Genomic DNA, 16,127 nt, shown 5'->3' with positions numbered 1-16,127 from the left:
CGTCAACCGTGTTCCACAGGTCGCGCATAATGCGCCATGTGGATGATTCTTAGCGGGGTTATAGTGTGAAAACCAAAACGTCTTCCCTTTGCAGACAGGGCAGAGAAACCTGATATTAGAGATAATGGCTCCAGCCAGTGAGGTGGAAGAACTACCCTAACATATCGGTATGACGCTAAAGGATATATCGTCTTCTGCCAACTGCTTACCCCCTCCGCTGCCGTATAAGTTCAGCTCGTTTAGCCTTTATTGAGACAGGCTCTGATAAGTTAATTGTGATCCGTAGCTCCCGGCCACGCTGTCCGGGAGTTGCGTACAGAGCAAAAATGAATCTATCCATGCAAGCATTTGCCGCCAGCCCCCGCTGGCGGTTTTTTTATGCCTGTCGTTCAGCGGTAAAACAGCGTTTGCGGTACGCCATGGGCGTTTCGCTGAATTGCTGGCGAAAATGATGGCGCAACGAGGACGCGCTGCCAAAGCCGGTCTGCCCGGCAATGGTTTCAATGTGTAGTGTGGAGTGGGCAAGAAAGTCTTTGGCGCGTAAGAGGCGTTCACTGAGGATCCAGCGCGCAGGCGTGGTGCCGGTGGCTTCCTCAAAGCGGCGTAAAAACGTGCGGGGGCTCATGCCAGCTTTGGCGGCGAGCAGGGCGACCGTGTGATTGCCGCTGAGATTAAGGTGCAGGAAATCAAACACCTGCCCAAGCTGTTTGCTTTCACGCGGACGAGCCACCGGCCGCGCCAGATGCTGGGTTTGCGAGCCGTCACGATGGGGCTGCACCACCAGCCGCCGCGCCACCTTATTAGCCACTTCCGTACCGTAATCCTGCTGCACCACGTGCAGGCAGAGATCGATACCCGCCGCGCTGCCTGCGGAAGTTAAAATCGTCCCTTCATCATAATAAAGCGCGTCTTCCAGCACGGTGATGGCCGGGAAACGCTCGCGCAGTACCGGCGTATAGCGCCAGTGTGTCGTCGCCCGGCGGCCATTGAGCAACCCCGATGCGGCCAGCACAAATACCCCCGAACAGATCGACATCACCCGGCAGCCGCGCGCATGTGCCGCCGCCAGCGCCTGGCATAACGCCTCCGGCACCGAGGTATCCACGCCACGCCAGCCGGGAATAATAATGATGTCGGCGCTGTTGAGCAGATCCAGACCGCCATCGGTCATGATGCGGATCCCGCCCGTCGCGCGTAATTCTCCCTCATCCACCGCCGCCACCGCGAAGCGATACCAGCGCTCGCCCAGTTCGGGGCGCGGCAGGCCGAAAATCTCCACGGCGACGCCAAACTCAAAGGTGCATAAACCGTCGTAAGCGAGCGCAACGACCAGCGGTTGAGGGGAAGGGTGCGACATTGTCATTATCCTGGCGTTTTCTGGCAGACCGGCGGGCGGTGGCGCGGGAATTGATTCGTTAACATAGTGTTATCACAAACGAAGAGGAAGCACCATGAGCGTTGTTACTGAGATCCCGGCTGCCGCCGCTGAAGAAGCCCTGAACCATTTTTCCCGCAAACTCCGTCTTGAAACCGACTGCGCCGATGTGCATTACGCCATGACCCGCGAGGAGCAGGATTTTGTGTTACTGCACGTGGTCGGCAGCGAGGCGGCATTTTCCCGTCGTCATGTGCCGGGTGCCGTGCACCTGCGTCACGCGCAAATCACGGAAGCGCGAATGCAGGAATGGCCCGCTGACACGCTGTTTGTGGTCTATTGCGCCGGGCCGCACTGTAATGGAGCCGACCGCGCGGCGGTGAAGCTCGCGCAACTGGGACGCGCGGTAAAAATCATGCCCGGCGGCATTACCGGCTGGGAAGATGAGGGTTATGAATTTGCTACTAGTGAGGCCGAATCGCCTTCTGCATGAATAATTTTCACGTAAGGTGAATTTTTCTCTATTGCCAAAGCCCGGCAGGTATGACATCTTTTTTAGACATTTAGCCATCCAGAAGGCTAAAAATTCAAATGATGAACTATCACGCCGGGTGATTACCTTTCCCGGCGGCAAGGAGAGAACCATGCAGCAGCACGCCCCGTACCGCGCCGATGTCGTCGGCAGTTTCTTACGCCCGGATGCCATTAAGCAGGCTCGTATCCAGTTCGCCCGCGGCGAAATTGATGCCAAAGCGCTGCGTGCGGTCGAGGATGACGCGATCCGTCATGTCGTGGAGCAGCAGTGTGCCTGCGGCCTGCATGTGGTTACCGACGGTGAGTTCCGCCGCGCCTGGTGGCACTTTGATTTCTTTGACGGCTTAGAGGGCGTGGAGCGCTACGACTCCGACAAAGGCATCCAGTTTAACGGCGTGCAGACCAAAGCTCACGGCGTGCGCGTCACCGGCAAACTGGGTTTCGGCAACCATCCGATGTTAGAAGATTTCCGTTTCCTGCAAAGCATCAGCGGCGATGCCCAGCCGAAAATGACCATTCCCAGCCCGAGCGTGCTGCACTTCCGTGGCGGGCGTAAAGATATTGATGCCACCGTGTACCCGGATCTGGATGTCTATTTTGACGATCTGGCGATCACCTGGCGCGACGCGATCCGCGCATTTTATGATGCGGGCTGCCGTTACCTGCAACTTGACGATACCGTCTGGGCCTATCTGTGCTCTGACGACCAGCGACGCCAGATTATTGAGCGCGGCGACAACCCGGACGAACTGGCCCGCATTTATGCCCGCGTAATTAACAAAGCGCTGGAAGGCAAACCCGACGATCTGACCATCGGGCTGCACGTCTGCCGCGGGAATTTCCGCTCAACCTGGATTTCTGAAGGCGGCTACGAGCCGGTGGCCGAGGTGCTGTTCGGCACGGTCAATGTGGATGCGTTCTTCCTGGAGTATGACAACGACCGCTCCGGCGACTTTGCGCCACTGCGCTTTGTGCGTCCGGGCAAACAGCAGGTGGTGCTGGGACTGATCACCACCAAAAACGGCGAACTGGAAAACCCGGAAGGGATCAAAGCCCGCCTGCAGGAAGCCGCGAAGTATGTGGATCTGAGCCAGATTTGCCTGAGCCCGCAGTGCGGATTTGCGTCTACGGAAGAGGGCAATGCGCTGAGCGAGGCCGAGCAGTGGGAGAAAGTGCGCCTGGTGACGGCGATTGCGGAACAGGTGTGGTAACACCCTCACCCCGGCCCTCTCCCTGAGGGAGAGGGAGAAAGACCCAGTCCGTGCTCGTTCCTGGGGAGAGGGGGAAGGCCCGGTCCGCGCTCGATCAGTTCCCTCTCCCTAAGGGAGAGGGTTAGGGTGAGGGTGCCCATAAAAACCCCCTCACACCGCCGCCCCCGTCACCTCACAGCGGGGCTTCACCTGCATCCCGCGCAGCATAAACAGCCACGCCAGCACAATAATCGCCATCATAATTACAAACAGCGTCCAGCCGGGGAGCGTGGTCAGGATAATCCCGGTGGCGAGTGGGTTCATCGCGGCACCGAGCCAGCCGAGCGCCTGTGCGGAGAAGTAGCTCGCTTTCATGCCCGGCGGGGCGATGTTGTCGATCAGCATGTATTCGCCTGGCGCATAAATGATTTCCCCCACAGTAAAGACCGCAGAAGAAAGGCCCCACAGCCAGAGGTTATCGCCGGAGAACATAAAACCCGCCAGGCCAATCACGAAACAGACGGTTCCCACGGCCATCATGGGGCGAATATTGGCGGCGCACAATTTGCGGCCGACCAGATATTGCAGGCTGACGACCATCGCGGCGTTAACCGACAGCACCACGGCAACGACCTTTTCGGCAAAGCCATTGCTGGCAACGGTCATCGCGTACTGGGAAAGACATGAGGCAAAGGATCCGGCGACAAACGAGGCCAGAAACCCGGAGAGCGTAAACCAGCACAGCGCCCGGTCGCGTAAAAGCAGTGACGGTCGCCAGGCCACCACCTCTTCCTGAGTCACGCTGCTATTCACGCGCTGCACATAAAGCTGAATAAACACCAGCGGGAAGGCGGCGCAGACGGCGGCGAGCCAGAACGGGAGATTGACGCTGTACATCACCAGCAGGGTGCCGAGCGGCGGGCCAATCGTCCAGCCGACGTTCAGGATGCTGTAGTTAATAGAGAAAATTTTGGCCTTCGCCGACGGGGAAAGCGTGTCGGAAAAGTAGGCTTTCAGCACCGTTGAGAAGACCGAGTAGGCACAGTTGATCAGCGCAAACAGGATCACCACAAGCACGGCTGTGTGACTTAACGGAATGGCGCTAAACCCGCCGATGAAGACGGCGATCGCCAGCAGCATATAGCGTTTCTTATCGAATTTATCGGCCAGAATGCCAAAGCCGAGACTGAAAAAAACGCCGATGGTCAGCGCCAGGGTCATGGCATAACCGACCTCATCCACCGCCATGCCGTACTGGCGATTGAGGTAAATCGTCATAAAGGGCAGCGTTGCGCCGCGACCGATGGTTAACAGGAGCGAGGAGGCTAAAAGTGCAAGGGTGGAACGCGTTTGTGCTGTGATCATTTTCTGCCCGACAGTGCGTGTTATCGTTTTTTGTGATGTCTATCAGCAATAACATGCAAAAAGGGGCCTGTATAGACAGCGAGGTGTCCGTAAATGCCAAAACTGACCTACCCAAATTAATGATCTGTCTCTGTACGTTTTTTTACGTTAACGTAACTTGTTTACAAAAATTTAATCTTTCGAGGCGATGATGACGCGTAAAGATGGGCTGCTGGCGATGCTGGTTGTAGTGGTTTGGGGACTCAATTTTGTGGTGATAAAACTTGGCCTGCACAATATGCCGCCGCTGATGCTGGCGGGATTACGTTTTGTGCTGGTGGCGTTCCCGGCCATTCTGGTGGTCGCGCGACCCAAAATCCCAATGCGCCTGCTGCTGGGTTATGGTCTGACCATCAGTTTTGGCCAGTTTGCCTTTCTGTTTTGCGCGATTAACTTTGGTATGCCCGCAGGTCTGGCGTCACTGGTGCTTCAGGCGCAGGCATTCTTTACCATCATTCTCGGGGCGGTGATGTTTGGCGAGCGTTTGCAGGGCAAGCAGCTTATCGGGATCACGCTGGCCGTGTTCGGGGTGCTGGTACTGGCTGAATCCAGCCTCAATGGTCAGCACGTCGCGCTGCTCGGCTTTTTACTCACGCTGGCCGCGGCCTTTAGCTGGGCCTGCGGCAATATCTTCAACAAAAAAATTATGCAGCTGCCAGTGCGCCCGTCGGTGATGTCGCTGGTGGTGTGGAGTGCGCTGATCCCCATTGTGCCGTTTATGCTGGCGTCGCTGATCCTCGATGGCCCGGCGGTCATGCTGCAAAGCCTGGTCGGTATCGACCTGGTCACCGTGTTTTCGCTGCTGTATCTGGCGTTCGTCGCCACTATCGTGGGCTACGGCATCTGGGGAACGCTGCTCGGGCGCTATGAAACCTGGCGCGTGGCTCCGCTGTCATTGCTGGTGCCGGTGGTGGGAATGGGAAGTGCGGCGCTGTTGCTCGGTGAAACGCTGACTCTGGTACAACTGGTCGGCGCGGCGATGATCATGGCCGGGCTCTATATCAACGTGTTTGGTTTGCGTCTGCGCCGGGCGGTACCGGCAAGATAAAAAAAGCCCCGCGTCTGCGGGGCTAAGCAAATTAGCCGTGCTGATTGTAATAGGGCACGCCTAATTCGTCGGATTTGTCACTCCCTGACCCCATGTGATTGAAGTCGAAAGGCGACTGGTCATGGGCGGAAGGCATAATCATCGCGTCACGGCTACTTCCTGCGGCGGGATGACCGGTTTGCTCCGCAAAACTCTGGCCGGAGACCAGCACCAGAAGGGTGAGGGCGGCGGAGGCTGTAAGTTTCATAGATTCCTCAATACGTCTTTCCCCGTCATACTTCAGTTTGCAGATGCGTTGGCTGCTTTCGCTCACCCCTGTCACTTACTATTGTAAGCTCCCGGGGACTCACTCAGTTGCCGCCTTCCTGCAACCTGAATTATTTAGGGGATCAAGCGGTAATGTTAATTAGTGGTTCAGGGGCAGCAGATACCGGGTTTCACCGTGCATATTGGTGATGCGGTATTTATGTGGCGGCACGTCAAAGTAGTTCTTGAACGTGCGGGTCAGCGTCTGCTGGGATTCAAATCCATAGCGTTCTGCGAGATACAGGATCGGCTCATTGCTGTGCTTGAGCTTCTGCGCAATCTCGGTCAGTTTGCGACTGCGAATGTACTGGCCTAATGAATGGCCCGTCTCTTTTTTAAACATCCGTTGCAGGTGCCACTTCGAATAACCTGAGCGCTCGGAGACCTTTTCCAGCGACAGCGGTGATTCCAGGTTATCTTCAATCCAGTTCAAAATGCTATGAATAGTGATGGTGTCATTATTGCGTCTGGACATCGTCTTACCTCTTCTTCGTTTACGGCAGCACTTTTTTGAGTAAATACTCAAGAGATGCCACTTCGTCTGCCGTTAAGTTTTTTGTTAGTTCCTGGTGCAGGTCTTGTCCTACTAATTGATGGCCGCGCTCGCACAGCGCCGCGCCGTCTTCTGTCAACTGGATCAGCACGCCGCGCTTGTCGTGTGGATTAGGACGGCGTTCGATCCAGCCTTTGCATACCAGTCTGTCCAGCATGCGGGTCAGGGCCCCCAGATCGACCGACAGCACTTTTTTCAGCTCCACCGGCGTAATGCACTGCGCGCAACGGATAGAGCAGATCACCTTAAACTGCGTCGCGGTGATATCCAGCGGCGAAAGGTAATCGTTAAGCAGGCGATCTTTTTTCTGGTTAACCATATGAATAAGACGGCCAAGCGGGATGATTTCGTTAAACAAGTCATCTGTGCTTTTCATGATGGTTGCCCCGGCAAGTAGTTAGTCACGGCAGATATTATTGCCGGGGCAAGTATAAGTCAACTGAATGAATCGCCGAATGCCACGATTTGCTAAAACGGTTCACCTGTTGGTCAGTGGCGATAAATAAACCCTGTAATTTCCGTGCGTTATCAGGGCGTGTGTATGAGGTCTCTGAATACGGATATACTTGACCGATCGTTAATTGAGCACAGGAGTGTCATTCCCATGATGGATTTATTCAGAGCGATAGGCTTAGGGCTGGTGGTTTTACTCCCGCTGGCGAACCCGTTAACCACCGTCGCGCTGTTCCTTGCGCTGGCGGGCAATATGAACCGGGCGCAGCGCAACCGACAGGCGCTGATGGCCTCATTTTATGTGTTCGTCATCATGATGGTGGCGTACTACGCCGGGCAACTGGTGATGAATACCTTCGGGATTTCTATTCCCGGTCTGCGTATTGCGGGTGGGCTGATCGTGGCGTTTATTGGTTTCCGGATGCTGTTCCCGCCGCAAAAACCGCATGAAGCACCGGAGGTGAAGTCGAAAACCGAAGAGCTGGAAGATGAGCCTGACGCCAATATCGCGTTTGTGCCGCTGGCGATGCCGAGCACGGCCGGGCCGGGGACGATTGCGATGATCATCAGTTCCGCGTCCACAATCCGCCACAGCACTGAGTTCCCCGGCTGGGTGATCCTGATTGCACCAGTACTGATTTTTGCAGCGGTGTCGGTGATTTTGTGGGTCAGCCTGCGCAGTTCCGGGGCCATTATGCGGCTGGTGGGCAAGGGCGGTATCGAGGCGATCTCACGACTGATGGGATTTCTGCTGGTGTGTATGGGGGTGCAGTTTATTATTAACGGGGTTCTGGAGATTATTCATACGTACCCCGCCCCCTGACATCCTGAGTGCGGGTTTGTCTTTCACCCTCTCCCTGAGGGAGAGGGGACAGATTGTGCACGGACCCGCCTTTCTCCCTCTCCCTAAGGGAGAGGGCCGGGGTGAGGGTGTTGTTTTCCCTTCAGGTGAGGGTGGAACCTCACGCAGAAGTCTGTTCTTCCAGCACCGTTGGCCAGCGGCGGAAAATCACCACTGACCACACCAGCGCCACCAGCGCCGGTATCGCGCCCACATAGCCGATATGACTCATCGACAGATGCAGGCTCACCTGGTTGCCCACCAGTGCGCCCGCGCCGATCCCAAGATTGAAAATCCCTGAGAACAGCGACATCGCCACGTCGGTGGCGTCCGGGGCCAGCGACAGCACCTTCACCTGCATCCCGAGGCCGATAATCATGATCGCCACGCCCCAGAAAACGCTCATCACCGCCAGTTGCGTTTCGCTGTGAGAGAGAGGCAGCATCAGGACCAGGCACACGGCGAGCAGCGCAATCGCGCCGCTGACCAGCGTAGACGCGTGAACGTTACCCAGTTTGCCAAACAGCAGGCTGCCAATAATGCCCGCGCCGCCCAAAATCAGCAGCAACACCGTGGCGAAGCCCGCGCTGAACCCGGCAACGTTCTGCACAAACGGCTCGATGTAGCTGTAAGCGGTGTAATGCGCGGTGACCACCACCACGGTGAGCACATAAATGCACATCAGCGCCGGACGGCGGAACAGCACCGGCAGACTTTTCAGCGAACCGGAATGCTCGCTTGGCAGTTTCGGCAGCAGTTTCATCAGGCACAGCAGGGTAACCAGTGCGCCAAAACCGATAATAAAGAAAGTGGTGCGCCAGCCAAAATATTGCCCGACGATGCGGCCAATCGGCAGACCTAACACCATCGCCAGCGCCGTGCCGGTTGCCAGCAGGCTTAATGCCTGGGCGCGTTTGCCCGCCGGGGCTAAACGGATGGCGAGTGAAGCGGTGATCGACCAGAAAATCGCGTGCGCAAAAGCAATCCCGATACGGCTGACGATCAGCACGGTGAAGTTCCACGCCAGGAAAGAGAGCACGTGGCTGGCAATAAACAGCACGAACAGGGCGATCAGCAGTTTGCGGCGCTCGACCTGGCTGGTGAGCAGCATAAACGGCAGCGACAGCAGCGCCACGACCCACGCATAGATGGTCAGCATAATGCCCACCTGCGCGGTTTCCATGTCAAAACTTTGGGCGATATCCGAGAGCAGACCCACCGGCACAAATTCGGTGGTATTAAAAATAAAGGCTGCAATGGCGAGCGTGACCACCCGTAGCCACGCCACTTTGCGTGAAGCTGTGTTCGTTGTCATAAAAGTATCTGGATTGTCGGAAAGGTGAGACGGGAATGGTAGTCCCTTTACTGGTTAACAGACAACCATTTTGTGACGTGGCTCTCATTTTGATTCTGCCGCTCAGGGAGGCGAAACGCTTGTTTTTGATAATTTTACTGCGCGTTTTCTTCTGTTATGTCATGGTGAATGCCGGGTTAATTTTTAGGGGATGAAAATGCAGGAAATTGATTTTTACATGGTGGATGCGTTCAGTGACCGGACGTTTGGCGGCAACGCGGCGGCGGTCTGCCCACTGGTGCAATGGCTGCCGGATGAAACCTTACTGAAAATGGCGCAACAGCATAATCAGTCCGAAACCGCGTTTTTTGTGCGTCAGGATGATGGTTTCGAACTGCGCTGGTTTACCACGCAGCACGAAATCAACCTCTGCGGGCACGCCACGCTTGCTGCCGCGCACGTCATTTTTGAATATCTCGATTACCCGTATACCGAAATCAACTTTTCCACCCGTTTTGTCGGCCCGTTGACCGTGTCACGTAATGGCGACTGGCTGACGCTCGACTTCCCGGCGTGGAGCACCGAACCGGTAAGCGAACCCCCGGCGCTGCTTTTCCGGACGCTCGGCATCGATCAGGCGATTGAGGTCCGGGCGGCGCGGGATTATATGGTGGTGCTGCAAAGCCAGCAGCAGGTTGAAGCCGTGCAGCCGGATATCCCGGCGATGACCGCGCTGGGCAAAATGGTGTGCATTACCGCCCGCGGCGATCAACACGATTTTGTCAGCCGCTTTTTCTGCCCCGGCGAAGCGGTGGCGGAAGATCCGGTCACCGGCTCGACGCATACCATGCTTATCCCTTACTGGGGCGAGAAGCTCGGTAAAACCCATATGCAGGCGCGGCAGGTTTCTGCCCGTGGCGGGGAGTTACGCTGCGAATGGCGCGGTGACCGGGTGTTGATAGGCGGCCAGGCGACCACCTATCTGATCGGCAAAGTCCTGTTAAACGGACTCTGAGTGTGACAGTGTCACGCCGGTTAACAGTTTAACCGGCGCACTGTTACGGCAGGCGGGCGATATTACTGGCGATCACCTGCGCCGAGTGGCGAAAACGCGCCAGTTCATCGTCTGCCAGTTGCAGTTCGATGATTTGCTGAACGCCGCTTTGCGCCAGCACCGCAGGCACGCCTATCGCCACATTGTTTACGCCATACTCGCCATCCAGAATGCAGGAGATCGCCAGCGCCCGGTGGCTGCCGGTAAAGATGTTGCGGCAGATCTCGGCAATGGTTCCGGCGATGCCATATTCGGTACAGCCTTTGCGGGCATAGATCTCAAACCCCTGACGGCGTACTTTCTCTGCCAGCGTGTCGCAGTCCAGTATTTCACCCGTTTTGCGCCGATACACCTCGGCAATCGGCGAGCCATAAACCGATGAGTGCGACCACACCGGAAACTGGGTGTCGCCGTGCTCGCCAAGGATAAAAGCGTCAATGCTTTGCGCGCCAATATCCAGCGCCTGTGCCAGCGTGCGCCGCAGGCGGGTGGTATCGAGCCACACCCCGGTGCCGATCACCTGATTGCGCGGCAGCCCGGAGAGTGTCCACACCTGCCAGGTAATGATGTCGCAGGGATTAGTGGCGACGAGGAAAATGCCGTTAAAACCGTTCGCCATCATCTCCGGCACGATGTGTTTAACGATTTTCGCGGTGCTGGTTAATTCATCGAGCCGGGTCTGGCCCGGTTGCAGCGCGCCGCCGGAGACGGTGATCACCGCGATATCCACATCGGCACAGTCGCGGGCTTCGCGGGTGGAGATGGTCATCATGCCGGGCATGTAAGCGGCGGCATCGGCTAAATCCTGGGCATGGCCTTCCACGCGGTCGCGGTTCAGATCCACCAGAATCAGCTCTTCACAAATATTCTGATTAAGCAGCGCATAGGCGGCAGACGCACCGACATTGCCGGTGCCAATAATCATGACCTTACGGGCTTTGGTGTTCATTCGTTTTCCGTTATCAGGTTGTCGTGACCGGATAAAAGTAATCCCGCTCCGCGCCATTAGCAACGCCCGATAAAGGGTATAAGTTAATCCTATGAGTGCCCGGTGCGCTCGTTAAGCAATTCGATAAACGCCTCAAGATGGCGACTCTTCGCCCCACGCCGCCACACCAGCCAGGTGGTTAGCCAGCGCCACTCTTCCGCCAGCGGCCAGGCGCTGACCTGATGATGTCCGGGCATACTTTCCAGCATACTGCGCGGCATCAGCGCCAGCCCCGCACCGGCAATCACACACGCCAGCATTCCGTGGTAGGACTCCATCTCATGAATTTTGCCCGGCGTGGCGCGATCCGCCTGAAACCAGCTTTCGAAATGGCGGCGATAAGAGCAGTTGGCGCGAAAGGCATAAATGTTCGCGCCGTTAACCTGCGAGGCGCGGGTGACCGGATCGTGACCGCCGGGCGCGACCAGCATCATCTCCTCCTGGTAAACCGGGATCCCCTCAAGATCGGGGTGCATTAGCGGGCCATCGACAAACGCGGCGCTGAGTTTGCCGTCGAGCACGCCTTCAATCATGGTGCCCGACGGACCTGTCGCCAGATCGAACTGAATGCGCGGATAGCGCTTATTGTAGTGGGCCAGCGTCACCGGAATACGCACGGCGGCGGTGCTCTCAAGCGAGCCGAGGGAGAACAATCCCTGCGGTTCATCGCCCGCCACCACATTGCGCGCCTCATCCACCAGAGCGAGGATCTGCTGGCTGTAATCTAAAAAGCGGTGTCCGGCAGGCGACAGGCGCAGACGCTGATTTTCCCGGATGAACAAATCCACGCCGAGATCGGCCTCAAGCTGACGGATGCGGGTGGTCAGATTCGACGGCACGCGATGCACCTGTGCCGCCGCCTGGGTAATGCTGCCGGTACGCGCCACGGCGTTAAACATCTCAAGCTGGGTCAAATCCATACTATTCTCGATTGGTGAACGGTCTGGTCAATATTATTCAGTTTTCAGAAATAACAGAGTCGGCGAGGATAGCGCAAGGCCCGATTCCACTGAGAGAGAAAATAATGACACTTGCCACTCACGCCTTTTCCGTTAACCCTGCGACCGGGGAAACCCTCGCGGCCCATCCGTTTGCCAGCACGCCTGAGGTTGACGCCGCGCTGGCACGCGCCCGGCGTGGATTCACGCACTGGCGCACCGTGGACGTTGAACAGCGCGCACAGGTGCTGCGTAACGTTGGCGCGGTACTGCGTCAGCAGAGTGAAAAGATGGCGCAACGCATTTGCCAGGAGATGGGTAAGCCGATTATGCAGGCCCGCGCTGAAGTGACGAAATCTGCCGATCTCTGCGACTGGTATGCCGAACACGGTCCGGCGATGCTGGCCCCGGAGCCGACGCAGGTGGCCGGGAATAAAGCCATCATTGCCTGGCGTCCCCTTGGCCCGGTGCTGGCGGTGATGCCGTGGAACTTCCCGGTCTGGCAGGTGCTGCGCGGCGCGGTGCCGATCCTGCTCGCCGGGAACAGCTATCTGCTCAAGCACGCGCCGAATGTCCTCGGTTGTGCGCAGCTGCTGGGGGAGATTTTTGAGCAGGCGGGCGTCCCGGAGGGCGTATTTGGCTGGGTGAATGCCACCAATGAAGGCGTAAGCCGGGCGATTAACGATCCGCGCATTGCCGCCGTGACGGTAACCGGCAGCGTGCGGGCCGGGGCGGCGATTGGGGCGCAGGCGGGCGCGGCGCTGAAAAAATGCGTGCTGGAGCTGGGCGGGTCCGATCCCTTTATTGTGCTTAACGATGCGGATCTCGATCTGGCGGTGCAAGCCGCCGTCGCCGGACGCTACCAGAACACCGGGCAGGTCTGCGCCGCCGCGAAGCGGTTTATCGTCGAAGCGGGTGTGGCCGATGCTTTTACTGAAAAGTTTGTCGCCGCTGCCGCCGCGCTGAAACAGGGCGCGCCGGAGAACGAAGACACTTATCTTGGGCCGATGGCGCGTTTCGATCTGCGCGATGAACTGCATCAGCAGGTGCTGGCTTCGCTGAGTGAAGGGGCAACGTTATTGCTCGGCGGGGAGAAGATCGCCGGGGCAGGGAATTACTATCCGGCGACCGTGCTCGGTAACGTCACGCCTGAGATGACCGCGTTTCGCCAGGAGCTGTTTGGCCCGGTGGCGGCGATCAGCGTGGCCGAGGATGCGGAACACGCGATCCGGCTTGCCAATGACAGCGAATTTGGCCTGAGCGCCACGCTGTTTACCGCCAGTGAAGCGCTGGCCGACGATTTTGCCGCGCGTCTGGAGTGCGGCGGGGTGTTTATCAACGGGTACAGCGCCAGCGATGCGCGGGTGGCGTTTGGCGGCGTGAAGAAAAGCGGCTTTGGCCGGGAGTTGTCGCACTTCGGTTTGCATGAGTTCTGCAATGCGCAGACGGTGTGGAAGGATCGCGTATAACACCAGCGTTGCCCGGTGGCGCAGCGCTGCCGGGCTGTCATGGTGCTGTCATTTTACTTTTGTAGACTCGCGCTCAGTGTGCGTTTACAGAAGAATATCATGAACTTAAATCAAATTTTGCGGCGATATTTTCGCCGTTTTACCCCTTCGCAGTTTGGCTTGCTGGCCGGGATCTTTTGCATCATCGGCCTTTTCTCCGCTCTCCAGCTTTCGTCGTCCGTCGTGCTCTCCCGCTCGTTACGCGACGCGCAGCATAATGAACAAATGAATCAGCAGGCGCGCCAGCAGCAGGTAAAAGTGGATGAAGCCCGCATTGCGCTGCTTGCGGCAAGCGATCTGCTCAACCGCGCGGGCGTCTACCTGATGCAGGATCAGGCCACCGGCTCCGAGGGAAGCTGGCACAGCCTGATGGATGAAGCACAGCAGGCGCTTGTCATCTCGAACAAAGCCTGGACGCAGTGGCTGGCGTTGAATCCGCCGAAAGATGAGGGCCTCGTTAACAGCTATCAGCTTTTCTTTGGCGCGATCAAAGAGCAGGCCGACGGGCTGACCAGCACCCAGTCCATTGATGCTTTCTTTGCGGTACCGGCGCAGGCGTTTCAGGCGGATTTCAATGACAACTTCGCCCGCTACCAGAAACTGAGCGAGATGCGCGCGGAACAAGGTCGCCAGGCGCTGATGGGCAGTCTCACCGGCTTGCAGGATGTCTATCTGTTTGCGCCCGCCGTTCTGTTGCTGATTGCGGTCGCCGTCTGGTTTAGCGTCTCCCGCTGGGTGATTGTCCCGCTGCGCCGTCTGATTGCGCACATCAATTTGCTGGCGGCAGGGGATCTCTCCACGCCGCTGCCGCAGGTGAAGTGCTTTAACCGCGAGATCGCCCAGCTCAGCCACAGCGTCGGCACCATGCAGACGGGGCTGTCGCAACTGGTGGAGCAGGTGAATGACGCCACCGCCTCAATGGTCAGTAACATTAGTCATCTGGCGGAGGGGAATCAGAAGCTGTATCAGCAGTCGGCACGGCAGGCAAAAGAGCTGAATGACGTGACGGCGCACATTGCCGAACTGGAATCGCACGTGGAGGGCAATACCGGCTATGCGCTGCTCGCCAGCCAGCGGGCAGATGAAGCGCAGCAGGTGGCCGCCGGGGGCGATCGTATGATGGATACGGTGAATGCTTCGATGCGGGCGATTGTGGAGCGCTCGTCTGAGATGCGCGGGATTGTGTCGATGATCGACGGCGTGGCGTTCCAGACCAATATTCTGGCGCTGAACGCGGCGATTGAGGCGGCCCATGCCGGGAATCACGGCCGAGGTTTTGCGGTGGTCGCCAAGGAAGTGGGATTACTGGCGCGCAAGAGCAGCCATTCTACCCAGACGATCCAGCAGTTGATTCAGCATTCGTTAGCGGGCATTGAAGAGGGATCGCAGGCGGTGACCCGTCTGGAAGATAACCTGCAACAGGTTACCGGGCTGGTGGGACATCTAAGCCAGTTGCTCACCGATATCTCCACCGCGACGCGCAGCCAGGGGGAGAACATCCATAAGATGACCCGTCAGCTTCATGGCCTGAACCAGGTCTCGCGGCGCACCGATGAACTGGTGCATACGGCGGCGGCGGCCTCCAGTCAGTTGCATGATGATTCACACCAGTTGATGCAGGCGGTCGCACGTTTTCGCCTTCCGGCCTGACGCTCTGATATACTCGCAGGCCATTTTAGCCGGTGAGTAAGGATGAACAGGGCAATGGTCATCAGTAATGAGGCGCTCGACGCGATTCTGGCGCAGGTCAGACCGCTGATCGGGCGCGGTAAGGTGGCGGATTATATTCCTGCGCTGGCCTCGGTAGACGGGCGCAAACTGGGCATTGCGATCAGCACCGTTGACGGGCAGCACTTTCAGGCGGGCGATGCCAGCGAGCGCTTCTCGATTCAGTCCATCTCCAAAGTGCTGAGTCTGGTGGTGGCGATGAACCATTATCAGGAAGAGGAGATCTGGCAGCGCGTCGGTAAAGATCCCTCCGGTCATCCCTTTAATTCCCTGCTTCAGCTTGAAATCGAGCAGGGCAAGCCGCGTAATCCTTTCATTAATGCCGGTGCGCTGGTGGTTTGCGATATGCTGCAAAGCCGCCTCAGCGCCCCGCGCCAGCGTATGCTGGAGATTGTGCGCACGCTCAGCGGCGTGCCGGATCTGGCCTATGACACCACCGTTGCCCGCTCGGAGTTTGAACATGCGGCGCGCAACGCAGCCATTGCCTGGCTGATGAAATCCTTCGGCAATTTCCATAATGACGTCACCACCGTGCTGCAAAACTATTTTCACTATTGCGCGCTGAAGATGAGCTGTGTGGAACTGGCGAAGACGTTTCTGTTTCTTGCCTGTCAGGGGCGTGCGCCACATCTGACGCAGGACACCGTTACGCCGTTGCAGGCCCGGCAGGTCAATGCGCTGATGGCCACCAGCGGGATGTATCAGAGTGCGGGGGAGTTCGCCTGGCGGGTGGGACTCCCGGCGAAATCGGGCGTCGGCGGGGGGATTGTCGCCATCGTTCCTCATGAGATGACCATTGCGGTATGGAGCCCTGAGCTTGATGAGGCCGGAAATTCACTGGCGGGGATTGCCGCGCTGGAGGCCCTGACCTCACAACTGGGGCGCTCGGTTTATTGATAAGTGATATTATTCT

The 16,127-nt window shown here is 57.7% G+C and carries 16 protein-coding genes; 8 read left to right on the top strand and 8 right to left on the bottom strand.

Annotated elements, in window-relative coordinates; all coding sequences use genetic code 11:
* Positions 1-376: 376 nt before the first annotated feature.
* Positions 377-1,384, bottom strand: a complete 1,008-nt coding sequence (ftrA, locus tag BM373_RS09935) for a transcriptional regulator FtrA (protein ID WP_090461279.1) — start codon at positions 1,382-1,384, stop codon at positions 377-379.
* A 67-nt stretch (positions 1,385-1,451) separates the two neighbouring features.
* Between ftrA and BM373_RS09930 the strand changes: the two genes are divergently transcribed.
* Together BM373_RS09930 and BM373_RS09925 are read left to right on the top strand one after the other, a co-directional pair.
* The gene (locus BM373_RS09930) at positions 1,452-1,868 is read left to right on the top strand and encodes a rhodanese-like domain-containing protein (RefSeq protein ID WP_090461278.1); all 417 of its coding nucleotides are present in this window, start codon (positions 1,452-1,454) and stop codon (positions 1,866-1,868) included.
* A 151-nt stretch (positions 1,869-2,019) separates the two neighbouring features.
* The gene (locus BM373_RS09925; protein WP_090461277.1) at positions 2,020-3,120 is read left to right on the top strand and encodes a cobalamin-independent methionine synthase II family protein; all 1,101 of its coding nucleotides are present in this window, start codon (positions 2,020-2,022) and stop codon (positions 3,118-3,120) included.
* A gap of 150 nt (positions 3,121-3,270) precedes the next feature.
* On the opposite strand, the gene ydeE is transcribed toward BM373_RS09925, so the two are convergent.
* Entirely contained in the window at positions 3,271-4,464 is a 1,194-nt protein-coding gene (gene ydeE / locus BM373_RS09920) for an efflux MFS transporter YdeE (RefSeq protein ID WP_090461276.1), read from the bottom strand.
* A gap of 190 nt (positions 4,465-4,654) precedes the next feature.
* Between ydeE and eamA the strand changes: the two genes are divergently transcribed.
* On the top strand, positions 4,655-5,551 hold the full coding sequence (gene eamA / locus BM373_RS09915) for an O-acetylserine/cysteine exporter (protein ID WP_090461275.1): 897 nt from the start codon (positions 4,655-4,657) through the stop codon (positions 5,549-5,551).
* 31 nt (positions 5,552-5,582) lie between these two features.
* Here eamA and marB read toward each other — a convergent pair whose 3' ends face one another.
* The 3 genes from marB to marR all read right to left on the bottom strand — a co-directional run bounded on the left by marB (position 5,583) and on the right by marR (position 6,786).
* Entirely contained in the window at positions 5,583-5,798 is a 216-nt protein-coding gene (gene marB, locus BM373_RS09910) for a multiple antibiotic resistance protein MarB (protein ID WP_090461274.1), read from the bottom strand.
* Positions 5,799-5,957: 159 nt separating this feature from the next.
* Positions 5,958-6,332 (bottom strand): MDR efflux pump AcrAB transcriptional activator MarA, encoded by a 375-nt coding sequence (gene marA, locus BM373_RS09900; protein ID WP_143102644.1) that lies wholly within the window; start codon positions 6,330-6,332, stop codon positions 5,958-5,960.
* A 19-nt stretch (positions 6,333-6,351) separates the two neighbouring features.
* Complete coding sequence (gene marR / locus BM373_RS09895) at positions 6,352-6,786, bottom strand: multiple antibiotic resistance transcriptional regulator MarR (RefSeq protein ID WP_090461271.1); 435 nt, start codon at positions 6,784-6,786, stop codon at positions 6,352-6,354.
* Between the two features lie 228 nt (positions 6,787-7,014).
* Here marR and BM373_RS09890 point away from each other — a divergent pair, with 228 nt between their 5' ends.
* Positions 7,015-7,686, top strand: coding sequence for a MarC family NAAT transporter (locus BM373_RS09890; protein WP_090461270.1), 672 nt, complete (start codon positions 7,015-7,017; stop codon positions 7,684-7,686).
* Between the two features lie 139 nt (positions 7,687-7,825).
* Here BM373_RS09890 and BM373_RS09885 read toward each other — a convergent pair whose 3' ends face one another.
* Positions 7,826-9,019: a sugar transporter gene (locus BM373_RS09885; protein ID WP_090461269.1), complete on the bottom strand. Its 1,194-nt coding sequence runs from the start codon at positions 9,017-9,019 to the stop codon at positions 7,826-7,828.
* A gap of 196 nt (positions 9,020-9,215) precedes the next feature.
* Here BM373_RS09885 and BM373_RS09880 point away from each other — a divergent pair, with 196 nt between their 5' ends.
* Positions 9,216-10,013, top strand: coding sequence for a PhzF family phenazine biosynthesis protein (locus BM373_RS09880; RefSeq protein WP_090461608.1), 798 nt, complete (start codon positions 9,216-9,218; stop codon positions 10,011-10,013).
* A 43-nt stretch (positions 10,014-10,056) separates the two neighbouring features.
* On the opposite strand, the gene BM373_RS09875 is transcribed toward BM373_RS09880, so the two are convergent.
* Positions 10,057-11,001, bottom strand: a complete 945-nt coding sequence (locus tag BM373_RS09875; protein WP_090461268.1) for an L-lactate dehydrogenase — start codon at positions 10,999-11,001, stop codon at positions 10,057-10,059.
* Between the two features lie 89 nt (positions 11,002-11,090).
* Entirely contained in the window at positions 11,091-11,960 is an 870-nt protein-coding gene (locus BM373_RS09870) for a putrescine utilization regulator PtrR (RefSeq protein WP_090461267.1), read from the bottom strand.
* A 104-nt stretch (positions 11,961-12,064) separates the two neighbouring features.
* Between BM373_RS09870 and sad the strand changes: the two genes are divergently transcribed.
* The 3 genes from sad (at position 12,065) to glsB (ending at position 16,111) form a co-directional block, all read left to right on the top strand.
* A complete protein-coding gene (gene sad / locus BM373_RS09865; protein ID WP_090461266.1) occupies positions 12,065-13,447 on the top strand; it encodes a succinate-semialdehyde dehydrogenase in 1,383 nt (460 codons plus the stop codon).
* A 99-nt stretch (positions 13,448-13,546) separates the two neighbouring features.
* A complete protein-coding gene (locus tag BM373_RS09860; protein ID WP_090461265.1) occupies positions 13,547-15,136 on the top strand; it encodes a methyl-accepting chemotaxis protein in 1,590 nt (529 codons plus the stop codon).
* Positions 15,137-15,178: 42 nt separating this feature from the next.
* Complete coding sequence (glsB, locus tag BM373_RS09855; RefSeq protein ID WP_090461264.1) at positions 15,179-16,111, top strand: glutaminase B; 933 nt, start codon at positions 15,179-15,181, stop codon at positions 16,109-16,111.
* Positions 16,112-16,127 lie beyond the last annotated feature (16 nt).

Source organism: Enterobacter sp. kpr-6, from assembly GCF_900116015.1.
Lineage (GTDB): Bacteria > Pseudomonadota > Gammaproteobacteria > Enterobacterales > Enterobacteriaceae > Enterobacter_D.
This window is presented reverse-complemented; position numbering and strand designations above follow the sequence as displayed.

Bases quoted from the DNA above. Each gene is read 5' to 3' on its own strand.
- eamA (WP_090461275.1), top strand. From the start codon at position 4,655: ATGACGCGTAAAGATGGGCTGCTGGCGATGCTGGTTGTAGTGGTTTGG.
- BM373_RS09875 (WP_090461268.1), bottom strand. From the start codon at position 11,001: ATGAACACCAAAGCCCGTAAGGTCATGATTATTGGCACCGGCAATGTC.
- marR (WP_090461271.1), bottom strand. From the start codon at position 6,786: ATGAAAAGCACAGATGACTTGTTTAACGAAATCATCCCGCTTGGCCGT.
- marA (WP_143102644.1), bottom strand. From the start codon at position 6,332: ATGTCCAGACGCAATAATGACACCATCACTATTCATAGCATTTTGAAC.
- marB (WP_090461274.1), bottom strand. From the start codon at position 5,798: ATGAAACTTACAGCCTCCGCCGCCCTCACCCTTCTGGTGCTGGTCTCC.
- ydeE (WP_090461276.1), bottom strand. From the start codon at position 4,464: ATGATCACAGCACAAACGCGTTCCACCCTTGCACTTTTAGCCTCCTCG.
- BM373_RS09885 (WP_090461269.1), bottom strand. From the start codon at position 9,019: ATGACAACGAACACAGCTTCACGCAAAGTGGCGTGGCTACGGGTGGTC.
- BM373_RS09890 (WP_090461270.1), top strand. From the start codon at position 7,015: ATGATGGATTTATTCAGAGCGATAGGCTTAGGGCTGGTGGTTTTACTC.
- BM373_RS09870 (WP_090461267.1), bottom strand. From the start codon at position 11,960: ATGGATTTGACCCAGCTTGAGATGTTTAACGCCGTGGCGCGTACCGGC.
- glsB (WP_090461264.1), top strand. From the start codon at position 15,179: ATGAACAGGGCAATGGTCATCAGTAATGAGGCGCTCGACGCGATTCTG.
- BM373_RS09930 (WP_090461278.1), top strand. From the start codon at position 1,452: ATGAGCGTTGTTACTGAGATCCCGGCTGCCGCCGCTGAAGAAGCCCTG.
- BM373_RS09880 (WP_090461608.1), top strand. From the start codon at position 9,216: ATGCAGGAAATTGATTTTTACATGGTGGATGCGTTCAGTGACCGGACG.
- sad (WP_090461266.1), top strand. From the start codon at position 12,065: ATGACACTTGCCACTCACGCCTTTTCCGTTAACCCTGCGACCGGGGAA.
- BM373_RS09925 (WP_090461277.1), top strand. From the start codon at position 2,020: ATGCAGCAGCACGCCCCGTACCGCGCCGATGTCGTCGGCAGTTTCTTA.
- BM373_RS09860 (WP_090461265.1), top strand. From the start codon at position 13,547: ATGAACTTAAATCAAATTTTGCGGCGATATTTTCGCCGTTTTACCCCT.